At 71.4% G+C, this 23,393-nt stretch carries 27 protein-coding genes; 14 read left to right on the forward strand and 13 right to left on the reverse strand.

Going from position 1 to position 23,393, the window contains the following annotated elements:
• The first annotated feature begins 69 nt into the window (after positions 1-69).
• The gene (locus O0235_RS05280) at positions 70-1,389 is read left to right on the forward strand and encodes a ferredoxin reductase family protein (protein WP_270057494.1); all 1,320 of its coding nucleotides are present in this window, start codon (positions 70-72) and stop codon (positions 1,387-1,389) included.
• A gap of 13 nt (positions 1,390-1,402) precedes the next feature.
• Positions 1,403-1,606: a hypothetical protein gene (locus O0235_RS05285; RefSeq protein ID WP_270057495.1), complete on the forward strand. Its 204-nt coding sequence runs from the start codon at positions 1,403-1,405 to the stop codon at positions 1,604-1,606.
• Positions 1,607-1,620: 14 nt separating this feature from the next.
• Here the strand turns inward: O0235_RS05285 and O0235_RS05290 are convergent, their stop codons facing one another.
• Positions 1,621-2,244: a TlpA family protein disulfide reductase gene (locus O0235_RS05290; protein ID WP_270057496.1), complete on the reverse strand. Its 624-nt coding sequence runs from the start codon at positions 2,242-2,244 to the stop codon at positions 1,621-1,623.
• A gap of 89 nt (positions 2,245-2,333) precedes the next feature.
• Between O0235_RS05290 and O0235_RS05295 the strand changes: the two genes are divergently transcribed.
• On the forward strand, positions 2,334-3,041 hold the full coding sequence (locus tag O0235_RS05295) for a response regulator transcription factor (protein ID WP_270057497.1): 708 nt from the start codon (positions 2,334-2,336) through the stop codon (positions 3,039-3,041).
• 3 nt (positions 3,042-3,044) lie between these two features.
• Positions 3,045-4,403: a HAMP domain-containing sensor histidine kinase gene (locus O0235_RS05300; RefSeq protein ID WP_270057498.1), complete on the forward strand. Its 1,359-nt coding sequence runs from the start codon at positions 3,045-3,047 to the stop codon at positions 4,401-4,403.
• A gap of 927 nt (positions 4,404-5,330) precedes the next feature.
• Here O0235_RS05300 and O0235_RS05305 read toward each other — a convergent pair.
• Complete coding sequence (locus tag O0235_RS05305) at positions 5,331-5,465, reverse strand: hypothetical protein (RefSeq protein WP_270057499.1); 135 nt, start codon at positions 5,463-5,465, stop codon at positions 5,331-5,333.
• On the opposite strand from O0235_RS05305, the gene O0235_RS05310 reads away from it, so the two are divergent.
• From O0235_RS05310 to O0235_RS05320, 3 genes are all read left to right on the forward strand, one after another.
• Complete coding sequence (locus O0235_RS05310; protein ID WP_270057500.1) at positions 5,457-6,878, forward strand: WD40 repeat domain-containing protein; 1,422 nt, start codon at positions 5,457-5,459, stop codon at positions 6,876-6,878. The genes O0235_RS05305 and O0235_RS05310 overlap by 9 nt on opposite strands.
• A gap of 192 nt (positions 6,879-7,070) precedes the next feature.
• Positions 7,071-7,460: a large conductance mechanosensitive channel protein MscL gene (mscL, locus tag O0235_RS05315; protein WP_270057501.1), complete on the forward strand. Its 390-nt coding sequence runs from the start codon at positions 7,071-7,073 to the stop codon at positions 7,458-7,460.
• Positions 7,461-7,539: 79 nt separating this feature from the next.
• The gene (locus O0235_RS05320; RefSeq protein ID WP_270057502.1) at positions 7,540-8,622 is read left to right on the forward strand and encodes a Zn-dependent alcohol dehydrogenase; all 1,083 of its coding nucleotides are present in this window, start codon (positions 7,540-7,542) and stop codon (positions 8,620-8,622) included.
• Between the two features lie 80 nt (positions 8,623-8,702).
• Here O0235_RS05320 and groL read toward each other — a convergent pair whose 3' ends face one another.
• Complete coding sequence (groL, locus tag O0235_RS05325; RefSeq protein WP_270057503.1) at positions 8,703-10,325, reverse strand: chaperonin GroEL; 1,623 nt, start codon at positions 10,323-10,325, stop codon at positions 8,703-8,705.
• Positions 10,326-10,408: 83 nt separating this feature from the next.
• Positions 10,409-10,735: a co-chaperone GroES gene (gene groES, locus O0235_RS05330; protein WP_270057504.1), complete on the reverse strand. Its 327-nt coding sequence runs from the start codon at positions 10,733-10,735 to the stop codon at positions 10,409-10,411.
• A 415-nt stretch (positions 10,736-11,150) separates the two neighbouring features.
• Here groES and O0235_RS05335 point away from each other — a divergent pair, with 415 nt between their 5' ends.
• The 4 genes from O0235_RS05335 to O0235_RS05350 all read left to right on the forward strand — a co-directional run bounded on the left by O0235_RS05335 (position 11,151) and on the right by O0235_RS05350 (position 13,871).
• Positions 11,151-11,627: a hypothetical protein gene (locus tag O0235_RS05335; RefSeq protein WP_098502682.1), complete on the forward strand. Its 477-nt coding sequence runs from the start codon at positions 11,151-11,153 to the stop codon at positions 11,625-11,627.
• Between the two features lies 1 nt (position 11,628).
• A complete protein-coding gene (locus O0235_RS05340) occupies positions 11,629-12,234 on the forward strand; it encodes a hypothetical protein (RefSeq protein ID WP_133117472.1) in 606 nt (201 codons plus the stop codon).
• 273 nt (positions 12,235-12,507) lie between these two features.
• On the forward strand, positions 12,508-12,981 hold the full coding sequence (locus O0235_RS05345; RefSeq protein ID WP_270057505.1) for a hypothetical protein: 474 nt from the start codon (positions 12,508-12,510) through the stop codon (positions 12,979-12,981).
• Between the two features lie 95 nt (positions 12,982-13,076).
• On the forward strand, positions 13,077-13,871 hold the full coding sequence (locus tag O0235_RS05350) for an enoyl-CoA hydratase/isomerase family protein (RefSeq protein WP_270057506.1): 795 nt from the start codon (positions 13,077-13,079) through the stop codon (positions 13,869-13,871).
• Here the strand turns inward: O0235_RS05350 and O0235_RS05355 are convergent.
• The 4 genes from O0235_RS05355 to O0235_RS05370 form a co-directional block, all read right to left on the reverse strand.
• The gene (locus O0235_RS05355) at positions 13,868-14,164 is read right to left on the reverse strand and encodes a hypothetical protein (protein WP_270057507.1); all 297 of its coding nucleotides are present in this window, start codon (positions 14,162-14,164) and stop codon (positions 13,868-13,870) included. The two genes, O0235_RS05350 and O0235_RS05355, sit on opposite strands and share 4 nt — an antisense overlap.
• 296 nt (positions 14,165-14,460) lie before the next feature.
• A complete protein-coding gene (gene dps, locus O0235_RS05360; RefSeq protein WP_270057508.1) occupies positions 14,461-14,943 on the reverse strand; it encodes a DNA starvation/stationary phase protection protein Dps in 483 nt (160 codons plus the stop codon).
• Between the two features lie 113 nt (positions 14,944-15,056).
• Positions 15,057-15,728: a PaaI family thioesterase gene (locus O0235_RS05365; RefSeq protein WP_270057509.1), complete on the reverse strand. Its 672-nt coding sequence runs from the start codon at positions 15,726-15,728 to the stop codon at positions 15,057-15,059.
• Positions 15,729-15,769: 41 nt separating this feature from the next.
• The gene (locus O0235_RS05370) at positions 15,770-16,981 is read right to left on the reverse strand and encodes a CaiB/BaiF CoA transferase family protein (RefSeq protein ID WP_270057510.1); all 1,212 of its coding nucleotides are present in this window, start codon (positions 16,979-16,981) and stop codon (positions 15,770-15,772) included.
• Between the two features lie 39 nt (positions 16,982-17,020).
• On the opposite strand from O0235_RS05370, the gene O0235_RS05375 reads away from it, so the two are divergent.
• Positions 17,021-17,833 carry a PD-(D/E)XK nuclease family protein gene (locus tag O0235_RS05375; protein ID WP_270057511.1) on the forward strand — a complete coding sequence of 271 codons (813 nt, stop codon included), beginning with the start codon at positions 17,021-17,023 and terminating at the stop codon, positions 17,831-17,833.
• 89 nt (positions 17,834-17,922) lie between these two features.
• Positions 17,923-18,159: a hypothetical protein gene (locus tag O0235_RS05380; protein WP_270057512.1), complete on the forward strand. Its 237-nt coding sequence runs from the start codon at positions 17,923-17,925 to the stop codon at positions 18,157-18,159.
• Between the two features lie 910 nt (positions 18,160-19,069).
• On the opposite strand, the gene O0235_RS05385 is transcribed toward O0235_RS05380, so the two are convergent.
• The 3 genes from O0235_RS05385 to O0235_RS05395 all read right to left on the reverse strand — a co-directional run bounded on the left by O0235_RS05385 (position 19,070) and on the right by O0235_RS05395 (position 21,038).
• On the reverse strand, positions 19,070-19,885 hold the full coding sequence (locus tag O0235_RS05385; RefSeq protein WP_270057513.1) for a MaoC family dehydratase: 816 nt from the start codon (positions 19,883-19,885) through the stop codon (positions 19,070-19,072).
• Entirely contained in the window at positions 19,882-20,328 is a 447-nt protein-coding gene (locus O0235_RS05390; RefSeq protein WP_270057514.1) for a GNAT family N-acetyltransferase, read from the reverse strand. The genes O0235_RS05385 and O0235_RS05390 overlap by 4 nt, the downstream gene beginning before the upstream one ends.
• A 158-nt stretch (positions 20,329-20,486) precedes the next feature.
• The gene (locus tag O0235_RS05395; protein WP_270057515.1) at positions 20,487-21,038 is read right to left on the reverse strand and encodes a hypothetical protein; all 552 of its coding nucleotides are present in this window, start codon (positions 21,036-21,038) and stop codon (positions 20,487-20,489) included.
• Between O0235_RS05395 and O0235_RS05400 the strand changes: the two genes are divergently transcribed.
• Entirely contained in the window at positions 21,018-21,638 is a 621-nt protein-coding gene (locus tag O0235_RS05400; protein ID WP_270057516.1) for a cytochrome P450, read from the forward strand. The two genes, O0235_RS05395 and O0235_RS05400, sit on opposite strands and share 21 nt — an antisense overlap.
• On the opposite strand, the gene O0235_RS05405 is transcribed toward O0235_RS05400, so the two are convergent.
• Positions 21,635-22,315: a phosphoribosylanthranilate isomerase gene (locus tag O0235_RS05405; protein WP_270057517.1), complete on the reverse strand. Its 681-nt coding sequence runs from the start codon at positions 22,313-22,315 to the stop codon at positions 21,635-21,637. The genes O0235_RS05400 and O0235_RS05405 overlap by 4 nt on opposite strands.
• Positions 22,312-22,944 carry a gamma-glutamyl-gamma-aminobutyrate hydrolase family protein gene (locus O0235_RS05410; RefSeq protein WP_270057518.1) on the reverse strand — a complete coding sequence of 211 codons (633 nt, stop codon included), beginning with the start codon at positions 22,942-22,944 and terminating at the stop codon, positions 22,312-22,314. The genes O0235_RS05405 and O0235_RS05410 overlap by 4 nt, the downstream gene beginning before the upstream one ends.
• Between the last annotated feature and the right edge of the window lie 449 nt (positions 22,945-23,393).

The following is a 23,393-nucleotide window of genomic DNA, read 5'->3' on the forward strand; positions in this document are numbered from 1 at the left end:
CCGACCGGCGGTAGCGGGCGGCAGGCCGGGAGGCCACACTCTCGGGGGAGACCGGCAAGGGGGACGCTGATGTCACGCAGCAGGAGGCAGGCAGCTGCCTGGACGGCCGCGTACGTGCTCATCATCGCGGCGATGCCGTGGATTGCGGCGGTGGACCACGACCGGCGGGGGCGGGAGTTCCTGCTGGAGTTCTCGGTGGCGCTCGGGTTCATCGGGCTGGCGATGATGTGGCTGCAGTTTGCGCTGACGGCCCGGTTCCGCTGGATCGCGCCGGGCTCCGGGCTGGACACGCTAATGCAGCTCCACCGGCAGGCCGGCATCTCGGCGTTCGCGCTGGTGCTCGCGCACCCGGTGCTGGCAATCGCGGCGGACGACCGGTTCCTCGATTTCCTCGACCCGCGGGAGGGGCTGGCGCGGGCGGGGGCGCTGTGGGTGGCGATGCTGGCGCTGGCGGCGATCCTCGTCAGCAGTCTCTGGCGGCGGGCGCTCGGCATCCCGTACGAATGGTGGCGGCTGGCGCACGCGGTGCTGGCGACGCTCATCGTGTTCATCGGGCTCGTCCATGTGCTGCGGGTCGGCTTCTACATCGACGACTGGTGGAAGCGGGCGCTCTGGACGGTGCTGACGGCGGGGGCGATCGGCCTGCTGGGCTACACGCGCGTGGTGCGGCCGTGGCGGATGGGGCGGCGGCCGTGGCGGGTGGCGGAGGTGCGGCGCGAGCCGGGCAGTTCGTGGACGGTGGCGCTGGAGCCGGAGGGCCACGCGGGGCTGCGGTTCGAGGCCGGCCAGTTCGCGTGGGTGACCATCGGTGCGAGCCCGTTTTCGCTCGAACAGCATCCGTTCTCGTTCGCCTCGAGCGCGGAGCAGCGCGGCCGGGTGGAGTTCACGATCAAGGAGCTCGGCGACTGGACGTCGCGCATCGGGCAGGTGCGGCCGGGGACGCGGGCGTACCTCGACGGGCCCTACGGGGCGTTCACGCTCGAGCCCGGCGCGGAGCGGGCGGTCTTCATCGCGGGCGGGGTGGGCATCACGCCGATCATGAGCATCCTGCGGACGTGGCGCGACCGCGGCGACGAGCGGCCTATGGCCCTGCTGTACGCGGCGGGGAGCCTGGAGGGGATGGTGTACCGGGAGGAGCTGGAGCGGATGGCGGCGGAGCGGCCGCTGGAGCTGATCCTGCTGCCGCGGGAGGCGCCGGCGGGCTGGACCGGGCAGGCGGGGCTGCCGACGGCGGCGACCGTGGAGCAGCTCGTGGAGCGGTTCGGGACGCAAGGGACGCACTACCTCGTCTGCGGGCCGCCGCCGCTGATGGACCTCGCCGAGCGGACGCTGCTGGCGCACGGCGTGCCGGCGGGGCACATCCGCGCGGAACGGTTCGATATCGCCTAGAGGAGGAGCGCAGATGCCGCACTACCTGAGGACGCGGCGGTTGGTGATCGCGCTGACGGCGCTGCTGGTGATCATGGCGGCGGCGTTCGGCTGGTGGCGGTCGGAGGACGAGACGGGACGGAGCGCCGGGCCGGGGCCGCGGGCGGGGCAGGAGGAGCGGCGGGGCGCGGCGCCGGTGGGCGGCGGGCCGTGGTGGCTCGAAACCGACCGGGGGTGAGTGCGCCGGGGCGCCTAGTTCGGCCGGTACTCGAGGCCGGCTTTCGCGAGGAAGTCGGCGAGCTCGGCTTCGCGGAGTTCACCGGCGCGCATAGCGAGGAGCGTGCCGTCGGGCGCGATCAGGAAGGTGGTCGGCATGCCGGGGATGCGGTAGTGGCTGGCGACGGAGCCGTTCGCATCGAGCAGGGCCGGGTAATCGGCGCCGAGCTCATCGAGGATGCCGACCGCTTTCTCGGGCGGCTCGAGGTAATCGATGCCGAGGATTTCGAGCTGGCCGCCGAGGGCCTCGCGGGCGGCGAGGAAGGCCGGGATTTCGCGCCGGCAGGGGTCGCACCAGCTGGCGTACCAGTTGAGGAGCAGGACCTTGCCGCGGAAGTCGGAGAGTGTGCGGACCACGGAGGTGTCGCGGGCATCGACGAGGGCGAAATCGGGCGCGGGCTTGCCGATCTCGGGGCGGTCGGGGACGAGCGGGCCGGTGTTGGGGTAGACGGTGGGGAGGGCGGGGCTCCCGGGCGCCGCCGCTTCATCCGGGGCGAGGAGGAAGAAGTAGACACCGGCCCCGATAGCGAAGACGGCCGCGAACCCGAGGGCGACGTAGCCGGCGAGCTGGCGCGGCCGCGAAGGTGGCGCACTGGTCATCGGTTCGAGTGTACCGGCCGGGGGCGTTGGGCGCCCCCGCGTTTCCGTTCCCTTTCCGTTAACACGCTCGCGTACGATGAAAGTACGCAATGGCCGCCGTGAGCGAACGCCACCCGAAAGTCCTGGTCGTCGAAGACGAAGAGTCGCTGCTCTTCACCCTCGCGCACAACTTGAAGCGCGAAGGCTACCAGGTGCTGACGGCAGCCCGGGGCGACGACGGGCTGCGGCTGGCGCGGGAGAAGCACCCGGACCTGATCGTGCTGGACGTGATGCTGCCGGGGATCGACGGGATCCAGGTGTGCCGGATGCTGCGGCGGGACTCGGACGTTCCCATCATCATGCTCACGGCGCTCGGCGGGGAAGGCGACCGGGTGGCGGGGCTCGATACGGGCGCCGACGACTACATGGCGAAGCCGTTCGGGATGCGGGAGCTGATGGCGCGCATCCGGGCGCTGCTGCGCCGGTCCGGGCCGCGGGCGGCGCCGGATTTAGGCCCGAGCGTCATCGTCTCGGGCGACCTTGCGCTGGACCGGGAGCGGCGGGAGGTGACGCGGAACGGGCGGGTGCTCCGCATGAAGCCGAAGGAATTCGAACTCCTGCTATTCTTCGCGCAACACCCGGGAAAGGTGTTCTCGCGGGAGCAGATCCTCGATGACGTGTGGGGCTACGACTTCTACGGCGGGCCGCGGACGGTGGACGTCCATGTCCGCTGGCTGCGCCAGAAAATCGAGGACGACCCGGCCAACCCGACCCGGCTGCGGACCATCCGGGGGAGCGGCTACCTCTTCGAAGGCTGAGCGATGAGCCGGGACCTGGCGGCGCGGGGCGCGGGGATCGCGCTGCTCGCGGCGGTCGTCGGATTCCTCGCGGGGCTGGTGAGCGACGGGCCGGGCATGCGCGAGCTGCTCGCGTTCGCGGCCACGGCAGCGGCCGGCGGGGCCGCCGGGTACTTCGCCTTCTGGCGGCCGTCGCGGGCCGTGCGGACCGTCGTGGAGGCAGCAGAGCGGATTTCCGAAGGCGAGCTGGCGCAGCGCGTGCCGGATGAGCCGGGGCCGGCCGGCGAGCTGACGCGCGCGTTCAATGTGATGGCCGGCAGGGTCGCGACGCTGTTCGAAAGCGTCGCATTCGAGCACGCGCGGCTCGAGGCCGTGTTCGATGCCTCATCCGACCCGATGGCGGCGCTGAGCGCGGACACGAGCGTGCGGTTCCTCAACCCGGCGGCGACAGCGCTCTTCCAGATGCCGATGGCCGACGCGATCGGCCGGCGGCTCATCGAGGTGGCGCGGGACTACGAACTGGAGGCGCTCGTCCGCCGGGCTGCGGAGGAAGGGCGCGGGCAGACGGCGATCATCAGCTTCGGGACGGCCCGGGTGCCGCTCCGGGCGGCGGCGCTGCCGATCCGCGAGGGCGGCGACTGGGCAGTGCTGCTCATCCTGACCGACCTGACGGAGGTGCAGCGGCTCGACCAGGTGCGGCGGGATTTCGTCAGCAACGTCTCGCACGAGCTGCGCACCCCGCTTGCCTCGATCCGGGCGCTGGTGGAGACGCTGGCCGACGGGGTCGAGCCGGCGGAAGCCCCGGAGTTCTACACGCGAATTCTGCGGCAGGTCGACCGGCTGACGGTGCTCGTGAACGAGCTGCTGGACCTGTCGCGCATCGAATCGGGAGCGATTCAGCTGAAGCCGGAACCGGTGCAGGTCGGGCAGCTGCTGGCGGAAGCGGCCGGGCTGCTGCAGACGCGGGCGGAGGCCGGGCATGTCACGATCATCGTGGAGGGCACGGAGCTCGAGGTGGAGGCGGACCGGGCCGCCCTGCTCCGGGTGGCGACGAACCTGCTCGACAACGCCGTGAAGTGGTCGCCGCCGGGCGGCCGCGTGTGGGTGACGGCGCAGGACGAAGGCGACCTCGTCGCAATCACCGTGCGGGACGAGGGCCCCGGCATCCCGGAGCAGGACCAGCCGCGGGTGTTCGAGCGGTTCTTCAAGTCGGATGCCTCGCGGGCGAACGCGGGGGTGGGGCTGGGGCTGGCGATCGTGAAGCACCTCGTGCGGGCGCACAGCGGGACGGCGACCGTGGCGAGCCGGCCGGGGCAGGGGGCGGCATTCACGGTGCGGCTGCCGAAGCGGTTCATCGGGCGGCGGCGGGCGCCGATGGGGTAGGGGCCGGCGGGGGGGATGGCGGGCCGGCTTTCGCCGGCGCTCGCGCGGCTGGCGCCGCGGGGGATGGCTGGCCGCCTTCGGCGGCGGCGCCGCGGGATGCCGCCGCTCCGCGGCGGCGCAGGGGGCGGGGAGGAGGGAGGAGGGAGGGAGTGTCAACATCCAACCTCTAACCTCCAACCGTAGTCGCGGGGCTCCGTCCCCGCGGGGCGCCATGCGCCCAACGGATGTCCCGGGAACCGGGAGGCGGGAAGCGGGAGGCGGGTGGATGCGAACGCCCGGGTGGGCCTCACCGGCCCTCCGCGGGGACGGAGCGACTACGAGCAGGCACTCGCCCGCCTCGTCCGCGCCTCGCCCGCCCTCCGCGGGGACGGAGCCCCGCGACTACGGGGCGGGCGCGGTGCGCCCAACGGATGTCCCGGGAGACGGGAGGCGGGAACCGGGAGACGGGAAGCGGGAACCGGGAAGCGGGAAGCGGGAAGCGGGAGGCGGGAGGCGGGTGGATGCGAACGCCCGGGTGGGCCTCACCGGCCCTCCGCGGGGACGGAGCCCCGCGACTACGGGGTGGGGCGCGATGCGCCCAACGGATGTCCCGGGAGGCGGGAAGCGAGAGACGGGAGACGGGGAGCGGGAAGCGGTGGATGCGCACGCCCGGGTGGGCCTCACCGGCCCTCCGCGGGGACGGAGCCCCGCGGCTACGGGGCGGGGAGTTGGGAGTTGGGAGCTGGGAGCTGGGAGCTGGGAGCTGGGAGCTGGGAGCTGGGAGCTGGGAGCTGGGAGCTGGGAGCTGGGAGGAACAGTAACCTCAAACCTCAAACCTCAAACCTCAAACCTCAAACCTCAAACCTCAAACCTCAAACCTCAAACCTCAAACCTCAAACCTCAAACCTCAAACCTCAAACCTCAACCTCAAACCTCAAACCTCCAACCTCAAATCTCCAACCTCCAACCTCCAACCTCCAACCTCCAACCTCCAGCCTCCGCCCGGGAGCGGGGAACTTTTGGCCGGCAGGGGACGTCCTCAAGGACAGGGCGATGGCCCGGGAGGTGGCGCGGATGCTGCACGGTGGCCGCCGGCGAAACCTGGTCCTGGCTGCCGCCTGCGCGGCGCTCATCGCCGGCGCAGCCGCGGCGGGGACGCGGGCGGAAAGCCCCGCCACCGCGCCGGGGGCAACCGCAGCGGCCTCGCCGACGGCGACGGCGCTGGCGGCGCCGACGCCGACACCGTGGACCCCGCCGCCTGCGGCGCCAGCGCGCTCGGCGCCGCCAGCGGGCGACTGGCCCGGTTTCGGGCCGGTGACGGCCGACCCGGTGCGGGTGCGGACGGGCGACGGCGACTGCCTGAACGTGCGCTACCTGCCGGGGCTTTCGGGGCAGGGCGCGCCGCGGGAATGCGCGGCCGAGGGGACGCTGCTGTGGCTCTGGGGCGAACCCGCTGACGCCGATGGCGAAAATTGGCGGTATGCGCTGGGGAGAGGCTGGGTAGCAGTGCGGTACACGGAGCCGGCGCCGGGAGCGCGGCAGGGCTTCGGCCCCTTCGCTTCGGTGACCGCCGTGGCGGGGGCGCTGGGCGAATGGAGCCAGGTGGCCGCGGCGGACAGCGGCGGGACGGTGTCCCGAAGCCCGTGGCTGCCGTTCAACGCGGGCTGGAGCGGCGTGCGGCCGTCGCCGCTGTCGCCATCCGGGCGCTTCGTCGCCGCGGGACAGTTCGACCCGGACATGGCGGGCGGTGTGGTGTTCGATACGGCGACCGGAGCGGCGGCGGAGCTGAACGGCGCGCTGCCGGTGATGTGGGGACCGGGCGACCGCCTCGCGGTGCGCATCCCGGCGGTGTGCGATGCGTGCCCGGGCGGCTACGGGTGGACTTCGCCGCCGTTCCGGGAGGTTCGGCCGTTCGCGGGGCCGGCATCGTGGAACCTGGCGTGGCTCCCCGATGGAAGCGGCGTGGTGACGTGGGTCCCGGACGCCGGGCTGCGGGTCGAGACCCTGGAGGGAGGAGAGCGGACGATTCCGCTGGCGGTGCCGCCGGAGGAGTGGCCGGGCGAGCTGACGGTATCGCCGTCGGGGACGAAGGCGCTGCTCGTGCCGTTCACGGGGCCGGTTCGGGTGGTGGACCTCGAGAGCGGGTCGGTGCGGGAGTTCGCGCGGCCGGCGCCGGGGTTCGTGAGGGGCCGCTGCGGCGGCTCGCCGGGGCTGACGTCCGCCTGGGCCGACGAGGAGACGGTCGCGTGGCACGAACTTCTGCAGGGGGACGGTGGGAACGGCATCGTGGTCGCGAACCTGCGCACGGGCGAACGCCGGGTCTACCCCTTCGTGAACGTGCTGGACCTGCGGCCCGCCGGCGCGGGGCTGCTGACCTTCACGGTGCAGGATTACGCGGGCGAGAAGGGCGAGCTGCCGGCGATGAGCTGGCTGCTGGACCCGCGGACGGGCGACGCGTGGCCGGCGGCGGGCGGGATGTTCGGGCAGTGGCGCTGACCGCCCGGGGCTGATCGGGGCGGGGCGGCGCGGGCGTACGTGTGGGTGCGGGGCTGCGCCGCCGGCCGCGCTGCGGCGTTCCTCCAGGGCGGCGCGCCCCGGCACCTGGCCGGCGCATCTTGACCGTTGCGCGGGGCGGCACCGAGAATCCGCCATCCGGCGGGCGCCCCCGGCCGGAAACGGAGGACCAAGGTGGCTGGCATCCTGAAAGAGTTCCGGGATTTCGTCCTGCGGGGGAACGTGCTCGACCTCGCGATTGCGGTGGTCATCGGCGCGGCGTTCACGACCGTGGTGAATTCGATGGTCGCGAACATCCTGACGCCGTTCATCGCGGCGATCGTGGGTCAGCCGAGCTTCGCGAGCATCAACTTCGACGTCGGCGACGCGACGATCGAGATCGGGCTGTTCCTCGAAGCGGTGGTGAACTTCGTCATCGTGGCGGCGGTGATTTTCTTCTTCATCATCAAGCCGGTGAACCTGCTGATGGAGCGGCGGAAGCGGGGCGAGGCGCCGGCCGACCTGCCGACGCCGGAGGAGATTCAGCTCCTGCGGGAGATTCGCGACCTGCTGAAAACGCGGTAGCGGGGCTCGCCACGCGGCCGGCCCGATGGGGTAGACTCCGCGCGCCGATTCGGCAGCAGGAGAAGGAGGACGCTACCCCATGAAAGCTGCGGTGTTCCATGGCCCGCATCAGCCGCTGACCATCGAGGACGTGGAGATTGACCGGCCGCGGGGCCGGGAGGTCATCGTGCGGACGGTCGCCTCGGGCGTGTGCCACAGCGACCTGCACTTCGTGGATGGGCTGTACCCGCTGCAGGCGCCGGCGATTCTCGGCCACGAGGCGGCGGGGATCGTGGAAGAGGTGGGCGACCAGGTGACCTACGTGAAGCCGGGCGACCACGTGATTTGCTGCCTGAGCGTGTTCTGCGGGCACTGTGAGATGTGCGTGAGCGGCCGGCCGAACCTGTGCCGGGCGCCGAGCCGGCAGCGAAGCGCGGACATGCCGCCGAAGCTAACGTGGAACGGCACGCCGGTGGTGCAGTTCGCGAACCTGGGTTCGTACGCGGAGAAGATGCTGCTCCACGAGAACGCGATCGTGAAGATCCGGGAGGACATGCCGCTGGCGGCGGCGGCGCTCATCGGCTGCGGGGTGACGACGGGCGTGGGCGCGGTGCTGAACACGGCGAAGATGGAGCCGGGCGCCTCGGTGGCGGTCTTCGGCTGCGGCGGCGTCGGCCTGGCGGCAATCCAGGGGGCGCGGATCGGCGGCGCGCGGATGATCATCGCGGTGGATACGGTGGAGTCGAAGCTGGCGAAGGCGAAGGAGCTGGGCGCGACGCACGTGGTGGATGCCTCGAGCCGCGACCCGGTGGAGGCGATTCGGGAGATCTCGGGCGGGGGCGTCGAGTACTCGTTCGAGGCGATCGGGCTGAAGCGGGCGGCGGAGCAGGCGTTCGAATGCCTCGCCATCGGCGGGACGGCGACGATCATCGGGATGATCCCGGTGGGCCAGAAGGTGGAGCTGGACGGCCCGAGCTTCCTGCAGGAGAAGCGGATCCAGGGCTCGTCGATGGGTTCGAACCGGTTCCTGAAGGACATGCCGCGGTACGTGGATTTCTACATGCAGGGCCGGCTGAAGCTGGACGAGATGATCACGCGGACGGGCCGGCTGGAGGACGTGAACGAGGCGTTCCGGGCGATGAAGGCGGGCGAGGTGGCCCGGACGGTGCTGCTGTTCGACTGAGCCGCGGCCCCGGGCGAAACGAAGCGCCGGCCCCGGTCGCGATGACCGGGGCCGGCGTGTGATGAGGGCGGGATGCGGGGTTAGTAGTCCTCGGGCGGAGGCGGCGGCGCGGCGGGCGGCTGCGGGATCTCGGCCACGAGGGTTTCGGTGGTGAGCACGAGGGCGGCGATGCTGACCGCGTTCTCGAGGGCGGAGCGGGTGACCTTGACGGGGTCGACGATGCCGAGTTCGTACATGTCGCCCCAGGTGTTGGTCTCGGCGTCCCAGCCTTCGTTCGGGTTGGTGAGCTTCTTGACGCGGTCGACGATGACGGCGCCTTCGAGGCCGCCGTTTTCGGCGATGGTGAAGGTCGGGGCTTCGAGGGCCTCGGCGAGGATGCGGATGCCGACCTTTTCGTCCTCGTTCTTGGTCTTCTTTTCGAGGGCCTGGAGGGCCTTCTGGGCGCGGATCAGGGCAACGCCGCCGCCGACGACGACGCCTTCATCGACAGCCGCGCGGGTGGCGCTGAGGGCGTCTTCGACGCGGGCCTTCTTTTCCTTGAGCTCGACTTCGGTAGCGGCGCCGACTTTGATGACGGCGACGCCGCCGGCGAGCTTGGCGAGGCGCTCCTGCAGCTTTTCGCGGTCGAATTCGCTGGTGGCGTCTTCGATCTGGGCCTTGATCTGCTTGATGCGGGCCTGGATCTTCTCGTCGCTGGCCATGCCCTCGATGATGGTGGTGTCGTCTTTGTTGGCGACGACCCGGCGGGCGCGGCCGAGGTCGGCGACGGTGGCGGTATCGAGCTTGAGGCCGATGTCCTCGGTGATGAGGGTGCCGCCGGTGAGGATGGCGATGTCTTCGAGGATGGCCTTGCGGCGGTCGCCGAAGCTGGGGGCTTTGACGGCCAGGACGTTGATGGTGCCGCGGAGCTTGTTGACGACGAGGGTGGCGAGGGCTTCGCCTTCGACGTCGTCGGCGATGATGACGATGTCCTTCGTCACCTGGAGGACTTTTTCGAGGAGGGGGAGGATCTCCTGGACGGAGGAGATCTTCTTATCGGTGATGATGATGTAGGGGTTTTCGATGACCGCTTCCATGCGGTCGGGGTTGGTGACGAAGTAGGGGGAGACGTAGCCGCGGTCGAGCTGGAGGCCGTCGACGAATTCGGTTTCGAACTTGATGCCGCGGGATTCTTCGACGGTGATGACGCCGTCCTTGCCGACCTTCTCCATGACGTCGGCGATGAGCTCGCCGATCTCCTTGTCGTTGGCGGAGATGGAGGCGACGTGGGCGATCTGCTCCTTGGTGAGGACGGGCTTCGCCTGGGCGCGCAGGTCCTTGACGACTTCGGCGAGGCCGGCTTCGATGCCCCGCTTGACCATCATCGGGTTATAGCCGGAGGTGACGACCTTCATGCCGGCATGGACGAGCGCCTGGGCGAGGACGGTAGCGGTGGTGGTGCCGTCGCCGGCGACGTCGTTGGTCTTGGTCGCGACCTGCTTGGCGAGCTGGGCGCCCATGTTCTCGAAGGGGTCTTCGAGCTCGATTTCGCGGGCGACGGTGACGCCGTCCTTGGTGATGTTGGGTGCGCCGTATTTCTTATCGATGACGACGTTGCGGCCGCGGGGGCCGAGGGTCACTTTGACGGCGTCGGCGAGGGCATCGACGCCATCGCGGAGGCGGCGGCGCGCGGATTCATCGAACAGCAGTTGCTTGGCAACCATGGGATAGCTCCGTTCTTCGCGCGGAGGGGCGCGTCAGCGGCGGGCGAAGGCCCGGGCTGCGCGCCCCCCGAGAGTGGCGGCCGTTAGTATTCGACCTTGCAGAGGATGTCCTTCTCGTTGAGGACGATGTAATCCTGGCCGTCGATCTTGACGTCGGTGCCGGTGTACTTGGCGTAGAGGATGCGGTCGCCGACGGCGATGTCCATGGGGACGCGCTTGCCGTTTTCATCGAGGCGGCCGGGGCCGACGGCAACGACTTCGCCCTGCTGCGGCTTCTCCTTGGCGGTATCGGGGATCACGAGGCCGCTGGCGGTGATTTCTTCCTGCTTGAGGGGGACGATGACGACGCGGTCAGCGAGGGGGATGAGCTTGGACTTGGTGTCCGTCTTGGTCGCGGTCTTGGCAGCCATGGGGTATGCGTTTCCTCCTATGGGTTGCTGCTGGTGTGAGGGTAGCGTGCGCATATTAGCACTCGCAACGGGAGAGTGCTAGAGGGGTGCGGTCGACGGGCCGCCCGGGAGCGGCGGCCCCGGTGGGGCTTTGCGGCTGGCCGGGTCAGGTCGGATATTGCAAACCGCGAGTACCTTTGATACGGTTCGAGCAGCCTGGAGCGGAAGCCATGCAGCGGAAGCTCCAGAGCCCTTCAAAGGACCTGGGGCGATGCGAGTCTCAAGAACTGTTCTGCTACGGAGCATCCTGGCGGCGGGCGGGGGCCTGGCGGCCCTGAGCGGGATTGCGGCGGTGCTCGGCATTGGTGGCCCCGGCACAGGCTCGGCTGCCTGCCCACCTGCGCCAGCGGGGGTCACGGTGGCAGCCTCGGGCGCGGTGGAATCGCTCGGTCTCCTGCCGGAGCTGGCCGACGCGGCGGCTGCCGAACGCCCCGGGGCCATCGATGCGGCGGGCCTGCCGCTGCGGCTGGAGGGCCTGGAGCCGGTGCCGGGATTTTCGGTGCGGTCGGTGGAGGTGCGAACGGCGGCCGGGGCGACGCACGTGCGTGCATTCCTCGAGGACCCGGTCCAGCGCCGGGGGCTGCGCATTGCCGCATGGACCCAGTGCGGCGGGGTGACGCTGGTCCGGCCGGCATCGAGCCCGGTGGTACGGGAGCTCGACCTCGATATCCACGGCTGGGCGTTCCGGGCATTCGTGCCATCGGAGCGCGTGGCGGGCGGGTTCGGCCCGCGGGAGGCGTGGGCCGCGTCCGGGCAATGGGTCGTGGCGGCGGAGGGGACGGGGTTCACGTCGGATGGCGCGTTCATCGCTGCACTGGAGGCGGTGGTCCGCGGCACGGGGAGGGAGGGCTGATATGGTTCCCGTAAGGAAACACCTGGCGCGGCGTGCTGGTTGGTTCGTCCAGTCCGGTTGTGCCAGATTTTCGACCGCGATTGCGGCCGTCGTGCTCGCCGCGCTGACCGCATCCACCGTCGCGGCCCATTACGGGTATGTACGGGCTCCGCTGGCAGCCAGCGCGACCGTCACCTCCGAGTGGAGTCACGGGAGCAGCTACGGCGAGCGGGCGCTCGACCTTTCCGCGAGCGGGGTGAGCGTCTATTCGAACCTGCAAAACCCAAGCTCTTCAGACTACCTCTATTACGAGGTGTACAACTACCAGGGAACCAGCTCATGTCCGGGCAGCAAATTTCACCTGTATCGGCATACAGGAAACACGTACTACTACTACGGAACGGTGAATTACGTTCATCTCGGCGACCATTCCTTTCTCTGGGGACGGTCGGCCGACATTGCTCCCGGGCAGTCTGAAACGTGGTTGTACGTTGGTTACACCGTGGCGAGCTGCGGAAGTCCCGCGCATCTGCACTTCGGCCACCTCGCGAATGACGGGATCATCGAGTACATCAATCCGCCTCAAGGTTCTACGGTCTCGCCTTCGCAGCTGATCCTGTACTATTAGCGCTGGTCAGTACTGATGATTCCACGACTGGGCGGATTCAACGACGGGAGCACGCCAGGAATTTACGGAGGAACGGAGCGGATGATGCGAATTCATCGGTGGATGCGGCGCGTGCCGCTGGTGCTGCTGGCGGCACTTGTCGCTGCCGGGGCCGCGGGCTGCTCGGACGATGACGAGGACGCAGCAAAGCCGGCAGCAACGCCAGCGGCGACGCCAACCGCAGGGGCGAGAGCGACAGCGACAGCGACGGCCGGGCCCGGGGGAAGCGCGACGGTGGAACCCTCGCTGCAGCCCGTGATCGACGCCCTCGTCTCCCGGGATTGGGCGCGGATTGCGCCGCTGCTGGCCCGGCGGGATGAGCCGTGCATCACCGAGGTGCGGATCGATACGGAGGCGCCGCCGTGCCCGGCGGGTGCGGCAGCGGGGACGCAAGTGCCGGTATTCCCCGCCGCGAGCTGCCACAACTTCGTGTACGAGCACGAGCTCGAAGGGCTGTTCGTGCGGCGCCCGGAAGGGTACCCGGCGCCGCAGGTGTACGGAATCTTCCGGCCGGGTGAGAAGCACCCGCGGGTCGAGCGGCTCCCGGTTGGGACACTCGGTGTCGTGTTCTCGGATGGTTCGCTCGCGTTCATGGTGATGGTGCGGGACGGGAAAGTGGTGAGCGCCGACTTCGGTTGCGGGGCGTCGGCGAGCGACATGGCGGCGCTGGTGCCGGTCGACGCGTGGCTGATGGCGCCCCCCCGTTGACGCGGACGGTTTCGCGAGCGCGCGCGTTCGCGCAGAATCGGCGTGGCCGGCCGGTCCCGGCGGGCCGATTCTGCCTGTGAAAGGAAGCCCCTGCGATGCCTGATTGCCTGGTCGAACGGGACGGTCCCGTGATGGTGCTTACGTTCAACCGCCCAGAGCGGATGAACTCGATGGGCGGGACGCTGCTCGCCGAGTTCGTCGCTGCGCTGGAAGAGGGGCGGCGGGATGACCGGGTGAAAGCGTTCGTGGTGACGGGTGCGGGGCGGGCGTGGTGCGCGGGGGCCGACCTGCAGGCGATCGGCGCGGCGGGCGCGGACGAGCACGGGCGCCGGTTCGCGGCGGTCGACGACATCGGCGATGTGGGGCGGGTGGTGCTCGCGCTCCACCACTGCGACAAGCCGCTGATTGCGGCGGTGAACGGGGTGGCGGTGGGCGGGGGCTTCGGCCTCTGCTCGGCGTTCGACATCCGCATCGCGAGCGAGGACGCGCGCTTTTCGACGATTTTCATCAAACGGGCGCTGGCGCCGGATTGCGGGCTTTCGTACTTCCTGCCGCGGCTCATCGGGCCGGAGAAAGCGGCGGACCTCTTCTTCTCGGGACGGATGGTGGACGCGCGGGAGGCGCTGCTGCTGGGGATCGTCTCGAAGGTCGTGCCGGCGGACCAGCTGATGGAGACCGCGCTGGCGACGGCGCGGGAGTACGGGGCGCTGCCGCCCTCGGCGATGACGTACACGCGGCGGGCGGTCCGCCGGTCGCTGGATGGGACGTCGCTGGCGGACCAGCTGGCGTTCGAATGGGCGCAGCAGAAGGCGTGCCTCGCGAGCCCGGAGTTCCGCGAGGGGGTGCAGGCGTTCCTCGAGAAGCGGGAGCCGGATTACTCGAAGTTCTAGGGAGCGCGGTGGCGCGGCTGGCGCCGCGGAGGATGGCTGGCCGGCTTCGCCGGCGGCGCCGCGGGATGCCGGCGCTCCGCGCCGGCGGTGGAGGCGGGAGTGGGGAGTTGGGAGTTGGAAGATGGGAGCTGGGAGCCGGGAGCCGGGAGCCGGGAGCCGGGAGCCGGGAGCCGGGAGGGAGGATAACCTCCAACCTCCAACCTCCAACCTCCAACCTCCAACCTCCAACCTCCAACCTCCAACCTCCAACCGTAGCCGCGGGGCTCCGTCCCCGCGGGGCGCCATGCGCCCAACGGATGTTCCCGAGAGGCGGGAACCGGGAGGCGGGAGGCGGGAACCGGGAGGCGGCGGGAACCGGTGGGTGCGAGCGTGCGGGTGGGCCTCGCCGGCCCTCCGCGGGGACGGAGCCCGGCGGCGATGGAGTTGGGAGTTGGGAGTTGGGAGTTGGGAGGGAGTGAACGGCGCGTCCCGGACCCGTCAACCTCCGGCCTTGAGGCATCGACCGCGGGACGGAGGCGCGGGCGTGGAGACGCGAACGGGCCTGCGGGGGCGGCGGCACGCCCGCAGGCCCGGGGGAACGGGGGAAACGTCAGGCGAGGTGCGAGGCGAGCATCCAGGCCCACTTGTCGAGGCCGCGGATGACTTCGATGTAGACGTCCTGGGTGGCGAGGTCGTCTTCGGTCCGGGCGGCGAAGCCCTGGATGACCTGGCTCGTAGTGACGAGGGCATCATGGACGCCCTGGACGAGCGGCTTCCAGTCGGCGGCGTCGGCGGGGAAGCCGCCGAGGGTCGACTTCACCGAGACGTCGCTGAGGGTGCCCTGGGCGAGGGCGCCGAGGGCGCGCGCACGCTCGGCGATATCATCGGCGTAGTCGCGGACGTCCCGGGCGATGGCGTCGAAGGTCTCGTGGAGGCCGTGGAAGTTCGGGCCGGTGACGTTCCAGTGGGCCTGCTTCGCGCGAAGGGCGAGGTCGATGAGATGGGCGAGGGACGTGTTGAGGTCGGCCGCGATTTCGTTCTTCCGGGCGGCCGAGAGGGTGACGGTGTTTTTCGCGGCGGTTGCGGTTGCCATGTGGGATGCACCTCCATTCGTGCTGCTTCGAGCGTAGCGCGAAGGGCATCGCGGGCGCGTAACCGGCGCGCCGGCGGCATTGCGGGGGCATTGCAACACGTGGCAGGCGGGCGTCAGGCGCGGCGGAGCTGGCTGAAATCGACGGAGATGAAGATGCCCTCGGCCTCGGCGCAGAGGGTTTCGCCGGCATGGAGGGTGCCGGCGGCGAAGATTTTGCGGCCCTCGACGCGGTCGACGCGGGCTTCGAAGACGACGTCCGTATGGAGGGGCGTGGGCCGGCGGTAGCGGATGGTGAGGGTGCCGGTCATGCCGGGCTGGCCGGTGCGGGCCTGCGCCATGCCGAGGACTTCATCGAAGGCGGCGGCGATGATGCCGCCGTGGACGTGGCCGGGCGGGCCTTCGTACTGGGCGCCGAAGTTCGCGCGGCCGAGGATGCGGTCGCCGTCGATCTCCATGCGGAGCGGGGGCGCGACGGGGTTGCCGAGGCCGATGACGGGGCTGCGGTCGAACATGGCGCGGGCATCGCCGGCGGGCGCGGATTCGGCGAAGCCCCACGGGCGGTGGCCGGTGCGGGTGGCTTCGAGGCGGGCGCCGAACTGCTCCATCGCCTCGGCGGCAGCGAGGAGGTCGGCCTCCTCCGCCTGCATGTCGGTGAGGGCTTCGGCGACGGTGCGCATGGCGGCGGCGAGGCGGTGGAGGGCGGCGCGCTGGCCGGTGGCGGGTTCGCCGGTGGGGATCCAGTTGGCGAGGGAGGCGATGGACTGCCCGAAGGGGTCGTCGCTCATGCGTGAATTATGGGCGGCGGCGCGCCGGAGAGCCACGAGCCTCAGCCGAAGACGCCGGACTCGGCGAGGGCGGCGATCTCGTCGTCGCCCAGCCCGGCCTCGCGGAGGACCTCGAGGGTGTCGGCGCCGGGTTCGGAGGCCATGCCGCGGACGCGGACGTCGGCGCCGCGGATGCGGAAGGGCGCGGCGACGGTTTCGAAGGTGCCGGCGGGTGTTTCGAGGGGCTGGAAGGCGCCGCGGCCGCGGAGCTGGGGGTCGGCGACGACGTCGGGGAGTTCGACCATGGGGGCCCAGATGAGGCCTTCGCGGTCGAGCTTTTCGGCGAGGGAGGGAAGCGTTTCGGCGAGGAAGGCCTGTTCGATGCCGGCGGCGAGTTCGGCGCCGCGCTGGCGGCGGCCCGCCATGGTGGCCAGGGCCGGGTCCGCAGCCCAGTCGCTGCGGCCGATGACCCGGCAGAGGCGGGGCCAGTAGGGGTCGGGCGTCATGTGGACGAGCATGACCCAGCGGCCGTCGCCGGTGGGGTAGGTGTTGAAGAGGGGGTTTTCGGGCGCGGTGCGGTCGAAGCGGCGAGGCTGGCGGCCGTCGATGAGGGTCTTGGCGACATCGGTGGCGATGGTGTAGAGGCCGGTCTGCTGGAGGGAGATATCGACGACCTGCCCGCGGCCGGTGCGGTCGCGGAGGCGGAGGGCGGCAAGGGCGGCAGCGACGGCCGCCATGCCCGTGGTGTGGTCGCCCTGCGCGATGCGGCTGATGACGGGCGGGCTGCCCGGGTGGCCGATGAGCGACATGATGCCGCTGCGGGTCCAGAAGGCGGAGAAATCGAACCCGGGCCGGTCGGCATCGGGGCCGTCGAGGCCGTAGCCGGTGATGGCGACAATCACGACGCGGGGGTTCCGCGCGTGGATTTCTTCCGGGGTGAGGCGGAACTTCGCGAGCCGGCGGGGGAGGAGGTTGGTGAGGAAGATATCGGCGCCGGCGAGGAGCCGGTGGACGAGGTCGGGGCCGCCGGGCGCCTCGAGGTCGACGGTGACGGACTTCTTGCCGCGGTTTTCGAGTTCGAAGAGGAAGTTGAACGGTGCCGTGCCGGCGCCGGTGCCGGTGGGGACGACGCCGCGCATGACTTCGCCGCCCGGCGGTTCGAGTTTGATGACCTCGGCGCCGAGGTCGCGCAGGAGGCCGCCGGCGCTGGGGGCGGCGACGTAGTTGGCGAGTTCGATGACGCGGATGCCTTCGAGCGGAGCTGGTTCGTGCATGGTCGAGGGGCGTTTTCGGGAAGCGTAAACTGCGGGGCGATGGCAGGCGAGGAGCCCTTCCGGCTGTCGCACACGAAGCTCGAGACGTTCCGGCGGTGCCGGAAGCAGTACTGGTTCGCCTACGTCTCGGGGATGCCGTGGCCCGAGCAGGAGGATACCCCGGCGGCGCTCGCCGGGAACGCGGTCCACCGGGCGATGCAGAAGCTGTGCGACACGGGGGAGCCGGAGGACGGGTACGCCGAGCTGGAGGCCTACCTGCGGATGCCGAAGCACGCGGCGGCGGGGCCGGGGACGGAGTGGTGGGAGCAGGCGCGCGCGTGGTACGAGCGGGGCATCGAGGCGCACCGCTCGATCGTGTCGGAGGCGCGCTGGGCAGAGCTCGACAGCTGGGCGCCATCGCGGAAGCTCGGCATCACGGTGTGGTCGAAAGCGGACCGGGTAGACCGGCTGGGCCCGGACCGGTGGCAGGTGATCGACTGGAAGACGGGGAAGTTCGACCTCGACGACGTGGTGGACCGGCAGCTCGACCTGGCGCACGTGATCGTGCGGACGGTGCGGCGGCTGCCGCCGGAGGCGACGGTGCGGGCGGTGGCGTGGAATCTGCGGACGGGGCAGCAGCGGGTGCGGGAGCTGACGCGGAAGGACGCCGCGGGGACGATGGGCTACCTGGGGCGGATGGCGCGGGTGATGCGGGCGGAGGAGGAGTTCCTCGCGACGCCGGGGGTGCATTGCGGGTTCTGCGGCTGGCGGGACCGCTGCGCGGATGCGGCGCGGCTGGAGACGGAGGGGCTTGACGCGTTGTGGGACGAGGAGGACGAGCTGCCGGCGCTGGAAGATTTCGCTATCGAATAGGCCTGAAACCGGGGATTTTGCCGAACGTTCACATTTCGACGGCCATTCGGCCCTTCACGGGCAAGGATATCGATCTATGCTATCGATCCATGCGCGGGCGGCGCTGGAGGACGCCGGGGAGGTCGCCGATGAACATCGAGGTCATCGAGTTCGAGCTGGAGTGCCCGGAGCACGGCGTCTACCGGGTGCAGGTGCCGGTGGAGCTGCCGCGGCCGCGGGCGTGCGTGCATTGCTACCTGCCGGTGAAGCGGCGGGAGCTGCGGCGGTACGAGGCGCCTGCGCCGATGGCGGGGCAGGTGGCGCCGGCGGAGGCGTTTTTCGGGTAGGCGGTGGCGCGGCTGGCGCCGCGGGGATGGCGAGCCGGCTTCGCCGGCGGTGGCGCGGCTGGCGCCGCGGGGATGGCGGGCCGGCTTTCGCCGGCGGCGCCGCGGGATGCCGCCGCTCCGCGGCGGCGCGGGGGCGGGGAGAAGGGAGTTGGGAGAAGGGAGAAGGGAGTTGGGAGAAGGGAGTTGGGAGTTGGGAGAAGGGAGTTGGGAGCTGGGAGCTGGGAGCTGGGAGCTGGGAGCTGGGAGCTGGGAGCTGGGAGCTGGGAGCTGGGAGCTGGGAGCTGGGAGCTGGGAGGCGGGAGACGGGAACCAGGGAAACGGGGCTCCGCCAACCTCCAACCTTCAACCTCCAACCCGGGGCGGGGCGGGGCCGGGGAGGGGATGCCCGTAGCCGCGGGGCTCCGTCCCCGCGGGGCGCCATGCGCCCAACGGGTGTTTCGGGAACCGGGAGACGGGAACCGGGAACCGGGAGGAGGCTTCCTCAACCTTCAACCTTCAACCTCCAACCCGAGTCGCGGGGCTCCGTCCCCGCGGGCGCCATGCGGGCGGGGAGGGGCCGGGGAGGGGATGCCCGTAGCCGCGGGGCTCCGTCCCCGCGGGGCGCCGGCGCCCAACGGATGTTTCGGGAACCGGGAGGCGGGAACCGGGGTTCCCTCAACCTCCAACNGGAAAGCGGGAGACGGGAACCGGGGGGCGGGAGTCGGGTGGATGCGAACATTAGGGTGGGCCTCCCGGCCCTCCTCGGGGACGGAGCCCCGTGGCGGAGGAGTTGGGAGTTTGGAGTTGGGAGTTGGGAGGCGGGAACCGGGAGACGGGAGGGCCGGGATCTTCTCCCCTTCTCCCCTTCTCCCCTTCTCCCCTTCTCCCCTTCTCCCCCTCTCCCTTCCTCCCCTTCTCCCTTCTCCCTCCTTCAGCGGGGGCGGATGAGGAAGATGGTGGTGTGGCGCAGGTGGGTGACGAGGGTGCCGGCGGCGTCGATGATGGCGACGTCGAGGACGGCGGTGTGGTGGCCCCGGTCGTCGAAGGCGTCGACGACGCGGCCGGCGACGGTGAACTGCTGGCCGGCGCGGGCGGGGGCGAGGTGCTGAATCTGCGAGCGGGTGTGGATGGAGGGGCCGTAGGCGTAACTGTGCTTGAGCAGCGGCGTGGCGCGGGCGGCGAGCCAGGAGGGGTGCGCGAGGGCAGCGGGGCCGGTCCAGCGTTCGTGCCCGTCGCGCTGTTTTTCGAGCGCCCAGGCGCGCGCGTCCTCGAGGGAAAGGGCGACCGCCATCGCAGGGAGGTCGCGGCCGCGCGGCGCCGTCTCGAGCGTCAGCTCCGGGAGCGGCTCGTGCGGCGGGACGGGCTGGCGGTCGGACGGGAGGGTAAGGTCGGCGAGCCAGGGCGCGCGGCCGAGGCCAGCTTCTCCTTCGATGGCCGCGCCCTCGGCCTTCGCCATGCGGAGCGCGGCCGGGCCGCCTGGCGGGCCTTCGGCGACGGCTTCGAGTTCGTCGCCGGGGTAGACCGGGCGGCGAAAGCGGACGTCAGCCCAGCCGCCGCTGAGCCAGCCGTCGCCGAGGAGTTCGAGGATGGACGGGACGAGCCAGCCGTAGACGGTGACGCCGCCGACGAGCGGTCCGGCAAAGCCGTGCGCGTGGGCGACGGCGGTCGAATGGATCGGGTTGGGGATATCGGGCCGGTCTTCGCCGTCGAGGAAGGCGGTGAGGCGGCGGACGGCCCGGGCGGTCATGCGCCGGCCTGCCAGGCCATCTGGTAGTGCGTTTCCGATTCGCCGACCTGGCGGAAGCCGTGGCGCTCCCAGAGGGCGCGGGCGGGGTTCACTTTGAGGACCTGGAGCGTGACGGGCCGCTCGAGTTCGGCGGCGCGGGCCTGGACGGCGCGGATGATGGCGGAGCCGATCCCCTGGCGCTGCCAGCGGGGCGCCAGCTCGAGGGCGGCGATGTCGACCGTGGGTCCCTGTTCGTCGAGGTCGAGGAAGCCGGCGAGTTCGCCGTCGATTTCGATGGCGAGGCGGAGGTCGGGCCAGGAGCCGGCGAAGCGGTGCTGCTGGTCGGCGTCGTCCCAGGGGCCCCAGGTCTGGACGACGTAGTCTTCCATGGCGGCGCGGTGGATGGCGTAGAGCTGGGGCTCTTCGGCGGGCATGGCGGGGCGGATGACGAACCCGGCGGGCATGGGCGACCTCCTGCAGCCGCCGGGACGGCGGCGGGCTTCGGGTCATGGTAGCGGGTGATGGCGGGCCCCGCGTGGGTGAAACCCCTCGGCGGACGGTGTAGGCTCCCGGACATGGAGCTGGACCTCGGCTGCGAGGCCTCGATCCGCGACCCGGCGGGCTACTTCGCGCGCGCACTGGAGGCGGGCGACGTGCAGTGGAGCGCGCGCCACCGGGCGTGGGCCGTGCTCTCGCACGCGGAGGTGGCGGCAGGATTCCGGGACGGGGAGCGGCTTTCGTCGGACCGGATGGACACGTTCGAGCGGGCGGCGCAGGGCCGTTCGGCGGCGTTCCACCGGGCGGTGGAGATGCTGCACGCGTGGCTGAACTTCCGCGACCCGCCGGCGCACACCCGGCTGCGGGAGCCGCTGGCAGCGGCGTTCACTCCGCGGGCGGTGAGCGGGCTGGAGGCGCGCATCCGGGCGATCGCGGAGGAGCGGCTGGCGGCGCTGGCGGCGGCGGAGGGGCCGGTCGACCTCTCGGCGGAGTTCGCGCGGCCGCTGCCGGCGCTGGTGATCGCTGCGGTGCTGGGGGTCGAGGGGGAGGAGCGGGAGCGGTTCCAGGCGTGGTCGGACGACATCGCGAGCCTCGTCTTTTCGCTGCGGCCGGGGGCGGTGGAGGAGGGGCCGGTGAGCGCGCGGCAGAGGAGTTCATGGGGTTCTTCGCGCGGCACATCGAGCGGGTGCGGCGGGCGCCGGATGATTCGCTGCTGTCGTACGTGGTGCATTCGCCGGCGGGAGGGCTGGAGCCGGGGGAGCTGGTCGGCCTGTGCACGCTGCTGCTGTTCGGCGGGCACGAAACGACGACGACGCTGCTCATCAACACGCTGGCGCTGCTGCTCGAGCGGCCGGACCTCCGGGAATGGCTGGCGGCGCACCCGGAGGCGGACGAGACGGCGGTGGATGAGTTCATGCGCATCGGCGGGCCGGCGCGGGTGATGCCGCGGAAGGTGCGGGCCGACCACGAGCGGGGCGGGCAGCGGCTGCGGACCGGGGAGACGGTGTTCCTCTGCATCGCGGCGGCGAACCACGACCCGGCGGTGTTCGAACGGCCGGGCGAGGTGGACCTGCTGCGGGACCCGAACCCGCAGCTGGGGTTCGGCTGGGGGCTGCACTTCTGCCTCGGCGCGAACCTCGCGCGGCTGGAGGCGCGCATCGCGCTGCGGATGCTGCTCGAGCGGTTCCCGGCGATGCGGCCGGCCGGGGCGATCCCGCCCATCCGCGGCGGGGTGATGGGGTTCGGGCGGCGGCCGGTGCCGGCGCTCCTCCGCTAGCCCTGGACCGGCACCGGGGTCGCGTGGGCGACGGCGATGAAGGCGCGGACGAGGTCGTGGTCGGTCGTGCCGTCCGGGCGTTCGACCCCGGTGTGGACGTCGACGCCCCACGGGCGGACGCGGCGGATGGCTGCAGCGACGTTCGCGGGGGTGAGCCCGCCGGCAAGGATGACGGGGACATCGACGGCCTCGACGATGCGGGCGCTGAGGGACCAGTCGTGGGTCTTGCCGGTGGCGCCGTGCCGGCCGGTGGCCGGGTCGTAGGTATCGAGGATGAGGGCGTCGGCGCGGGCGGCGCGTTCGCGGGCGAGGTCGAGCGCCTCGGGGCCGGTGACGTTGACGGCGAGGATGAGCTTGAGGCCGGGGATGGCGGCCCGCATCCGCTCGAGCTCGGCGGGGTCGGCCGGGGCGTGGAGCTGGACCTGATTGACGCCCATCTCACGGCACATGGGGACGACTTCGGCCGCGGTGACGCGGTAGGTGATGAGGACGGGGGTGATGAAGGGCGGGAGCGCGCGGATGATGGCGGCGGCGCCGGCTTCGTCGAGGCCGTTGTGGGGGCCGGACGGCAAGCCGATGGTGAAGCCGATGGCGTCGGCGCCGGCGCGTTCGCAGGCGAGCGCGTCGTCGAGCGTGGAGATGCCGGCGATCTGCACGCGGGGGCGGCGGAGGATCATGCGGGGGCGAACTCCCGCGCGGCCGCGGCGAAGGCTTCGAAGAGGGCGCGGGCCTGCTCGCGCATGGGGCCGGGCGGGCCGATGGCGATATCTTCCGGGTGCCACTGGACGGCGAGGAGAAAGGCGGGGCCGGGCTCCGCGGGCTCGAGGGCTTCGACGGTGCCGTCGTCGGCGCGGGCGGCGATGCGGAGCCCGGCGCCGAGGCGGGCGGGGTCGACGGCCTGGTGGTGGCGGGAGTTCACGTCGACCGGGCCGGGGCCGAGGAGGCCGCGGAGGCGGCCCGGGCCATCGATGGCGACAGCGTGGGCGGGCCGGTGTTTCGCGTCGACCGGGGGCGCGTCGGCGTGGCGTTCGTGGCCGACGACGTCGGGCAGGTGCTGGATGAGGCCGCCGCCGCGGGCGACGTTGAGGAGCTGCATGCCGCGGCAGATGGCGAAGACGGGAGCGCCGGCGGCTGCGGCGGCTTCGAGGAGCTGGAGTTCGAGGGCGTCGCGGGCGGGCTCGGGCGGGTAGGCCGCCGGGTGCGGCGGTTCGCCGTAGCGGGCGGGGTCGACGTCGGTGCCGCCGGCGAGAACGAGGCCGGCGAGCGGTTCGAGGCGCGGCGTTTCGCCGGGGCGGACGACTTCCACCCGGAGCCCGGCGGCCTCGAGGGCGCGGATGTAGGCGTCGTCGCTCTTGCGGGGCGCGGCGCCGAGGGGAGGAGGACGGTGGGGGGCATGGGGGAAGTGTACGGGAACCGGGAGGAGGGAGGCGGGAAGCGGGAAGCGGGAAGCGGGAACCGGGAGACGGGAAGCGGGAAGCGGGAAGCGGGAGAAGGGAGAAGGGAGGAGGGAGTAGGGAGGAGGCAGCCGGGAGCGGGGAGCCGGGAGCCGGGAGCCGGGAGTTGGGAGTTGGGAGGAGGGAGGAGGGAGGAGGGAGGGAGGATAACCTCCAACCTCTAACCTCTAACCTCCAACCTCCAACCTCCAACCTCCAACCTCCAGCCTCTAACCTCCAACCTCTAACCTCTAACCTCTAACCTCTAACCTCTAACCTCTAACCTCTAACCTCTAACCTCCAACCTCTAACCTCTAACCTC

It is taken from the genome of Tepidiforma flava (assembly GCF_027594505.1).
In the GTDB taxonomy this organism is placed as follows: domain Bacteria; phylum Chloroflexota; class Dehalococcoidia; order Tepidiformales; family Tepidiformaceae; genus Tepidiforma; species Tepidiforma flava.

Excerpts from the sequence above, each read along its gene's own strand:
- O0235_RS05280 (WP_270057494.1), top strand. The coding sequence starts at position 70 with ATGTCACGCAGCAGGAGGCAGGCAGCTGCCTGGACGGCCGCGTACGTG.
- O0235_RS05285 (WP_270057495.1), top strand. The coding sequence starts at position 1,403 with ATGCCGCACTACCTGAGGACGCGGCGGTTGGTGATCGCGCTGACGGCG.
- O0235_RS05290 (WP_270057496.1), bottom strand. The coding sequence starts at position 2,244 with ATGACCAGTGCGCCACCTTCGCGGCCGCGCCAGCTCGCCGGCTACGTC.
- O0235_RS05295 (WP_270057497.1), top strand. The coding sequence starts at position 2,334 with ATGGCCGCCGTGAGCGAACGCCACCCGAAAGTCCTGGTCGTCGAAGAC.
- O0235_RS05300 (WP_270057498.1), top strand. The coding sequence starts at position 3,045 with ATGAGCCGGGACCTGGCGGCGCGGGGCGCGGGGATCGCGCTGCTCGCG.
- O0235_RS05310 (WP_270057500.1), top strand. The coding sequence starts at position 5,457 with ATGCTGCACGGTGGCCGCCGGCGAAACCTGGTCCTGGCTGCCGCCTGC.
- O0235_RS05320 (WP_270057502.1), top strand. The coding sequence starts at position 7,540 with ATGAAAGCTGCGGTGTTCCATGGCCCGCATCAGCCGCTGACCATCGAG.
- groL (WP_270057503.1), bottom strand. The coding sequence starts at position 10,325 with ATGGTTGCCAAGCAACTGCTGTTCGATGAATCCGCGCGCCGCCGCCTC.
- groES (WP_270057504.1), bottom strand. The coding sequence starts at position 10,735 with ATGGCTGCCAAGACCGCGACCAAGACGGACACCAAGTCCAAGCTCATC.
- O0235_RS05340 (WP_133117472.1), top strand. The coding sequence starts at position 11,629 with ATGGTTCCCGTAAGGAAACACCTGGCGCGGCGTGCTGGTTGGTTCGTC.
- O0235_RS05350 (WP_270057506.1), top strand. The coding sequence starts at position 13,077 with ATGCCTGATTGCCTGGTCGAACGGGACGGTCCCGTGATGGTGCTTACG.
- dps (WP_270057508.1), bottom strand. The coding sequence starts at position 14,943 with ATGGCAACCGCAACCGCCGCGAAAAACACCGTCACCCTCTCGGCCGCC.
- O0235_RS05365 (WP_270057509.1), bottom strand. The coding sequence starts at position 15,728 with ATGAGCGACGACCCCTTCGGGCAGTCCATCGCCTCCCTCGCCAACTGG.
- O0235_RS05370 (WP_270057510.1), bottom strand. The coding sequence starts at position 16,981 with ATGCACGAACCAGCTCCGCTCGAAGGCATCCGCGTCATCGAACTCGCC.
- O0235_RS05375 (WP_270057511.1), top strand. The coding sequence starts at position 17,021 with ATGGCAGGCGAGGAGCCCTTCCGGCTGTCGCACACGAAGCTCGAGACG.
- O0235_RS05380 (WP_270057512.1), top strand. The coding sequence starts at position 17,923 with ATGCGCGGGCGGCGCTGGAGGACGCCGGGGAGGTCGCCGATGAACATC.
- O0235_RS05385 (WP_270057513.1), bottom strand. The coding sequence starts at position 19,885 with ATGACCGCCCGGGCCGTCCGCCGCCTCACCGCCTTCCTCGACGGCGAA.
- O0235_RS05390 (WP_270057514.1), bottom strand. The coding sequence starts at position 20,328 with ATGCCCGCCGGGTTCGTCATCCGCCCCGCCATGCCCGCCGAAGAGCCC.
- O0235_RS05400 (WP_270057516.1), top strand. The coding sequence starts at position 21,018 with ATGGGGTTCTTCGCGCGGCACATCGAGCGGGTGCGGCGGGCGCCGGAT.
- O0235_RS05405 (WP_270057517.1), bottom strand. The coding sequence starts at position 22,315 with ATGATCCTCCGCCGCCCCCGCGTGCAGATCGCCGGCATCTCCACGCTC.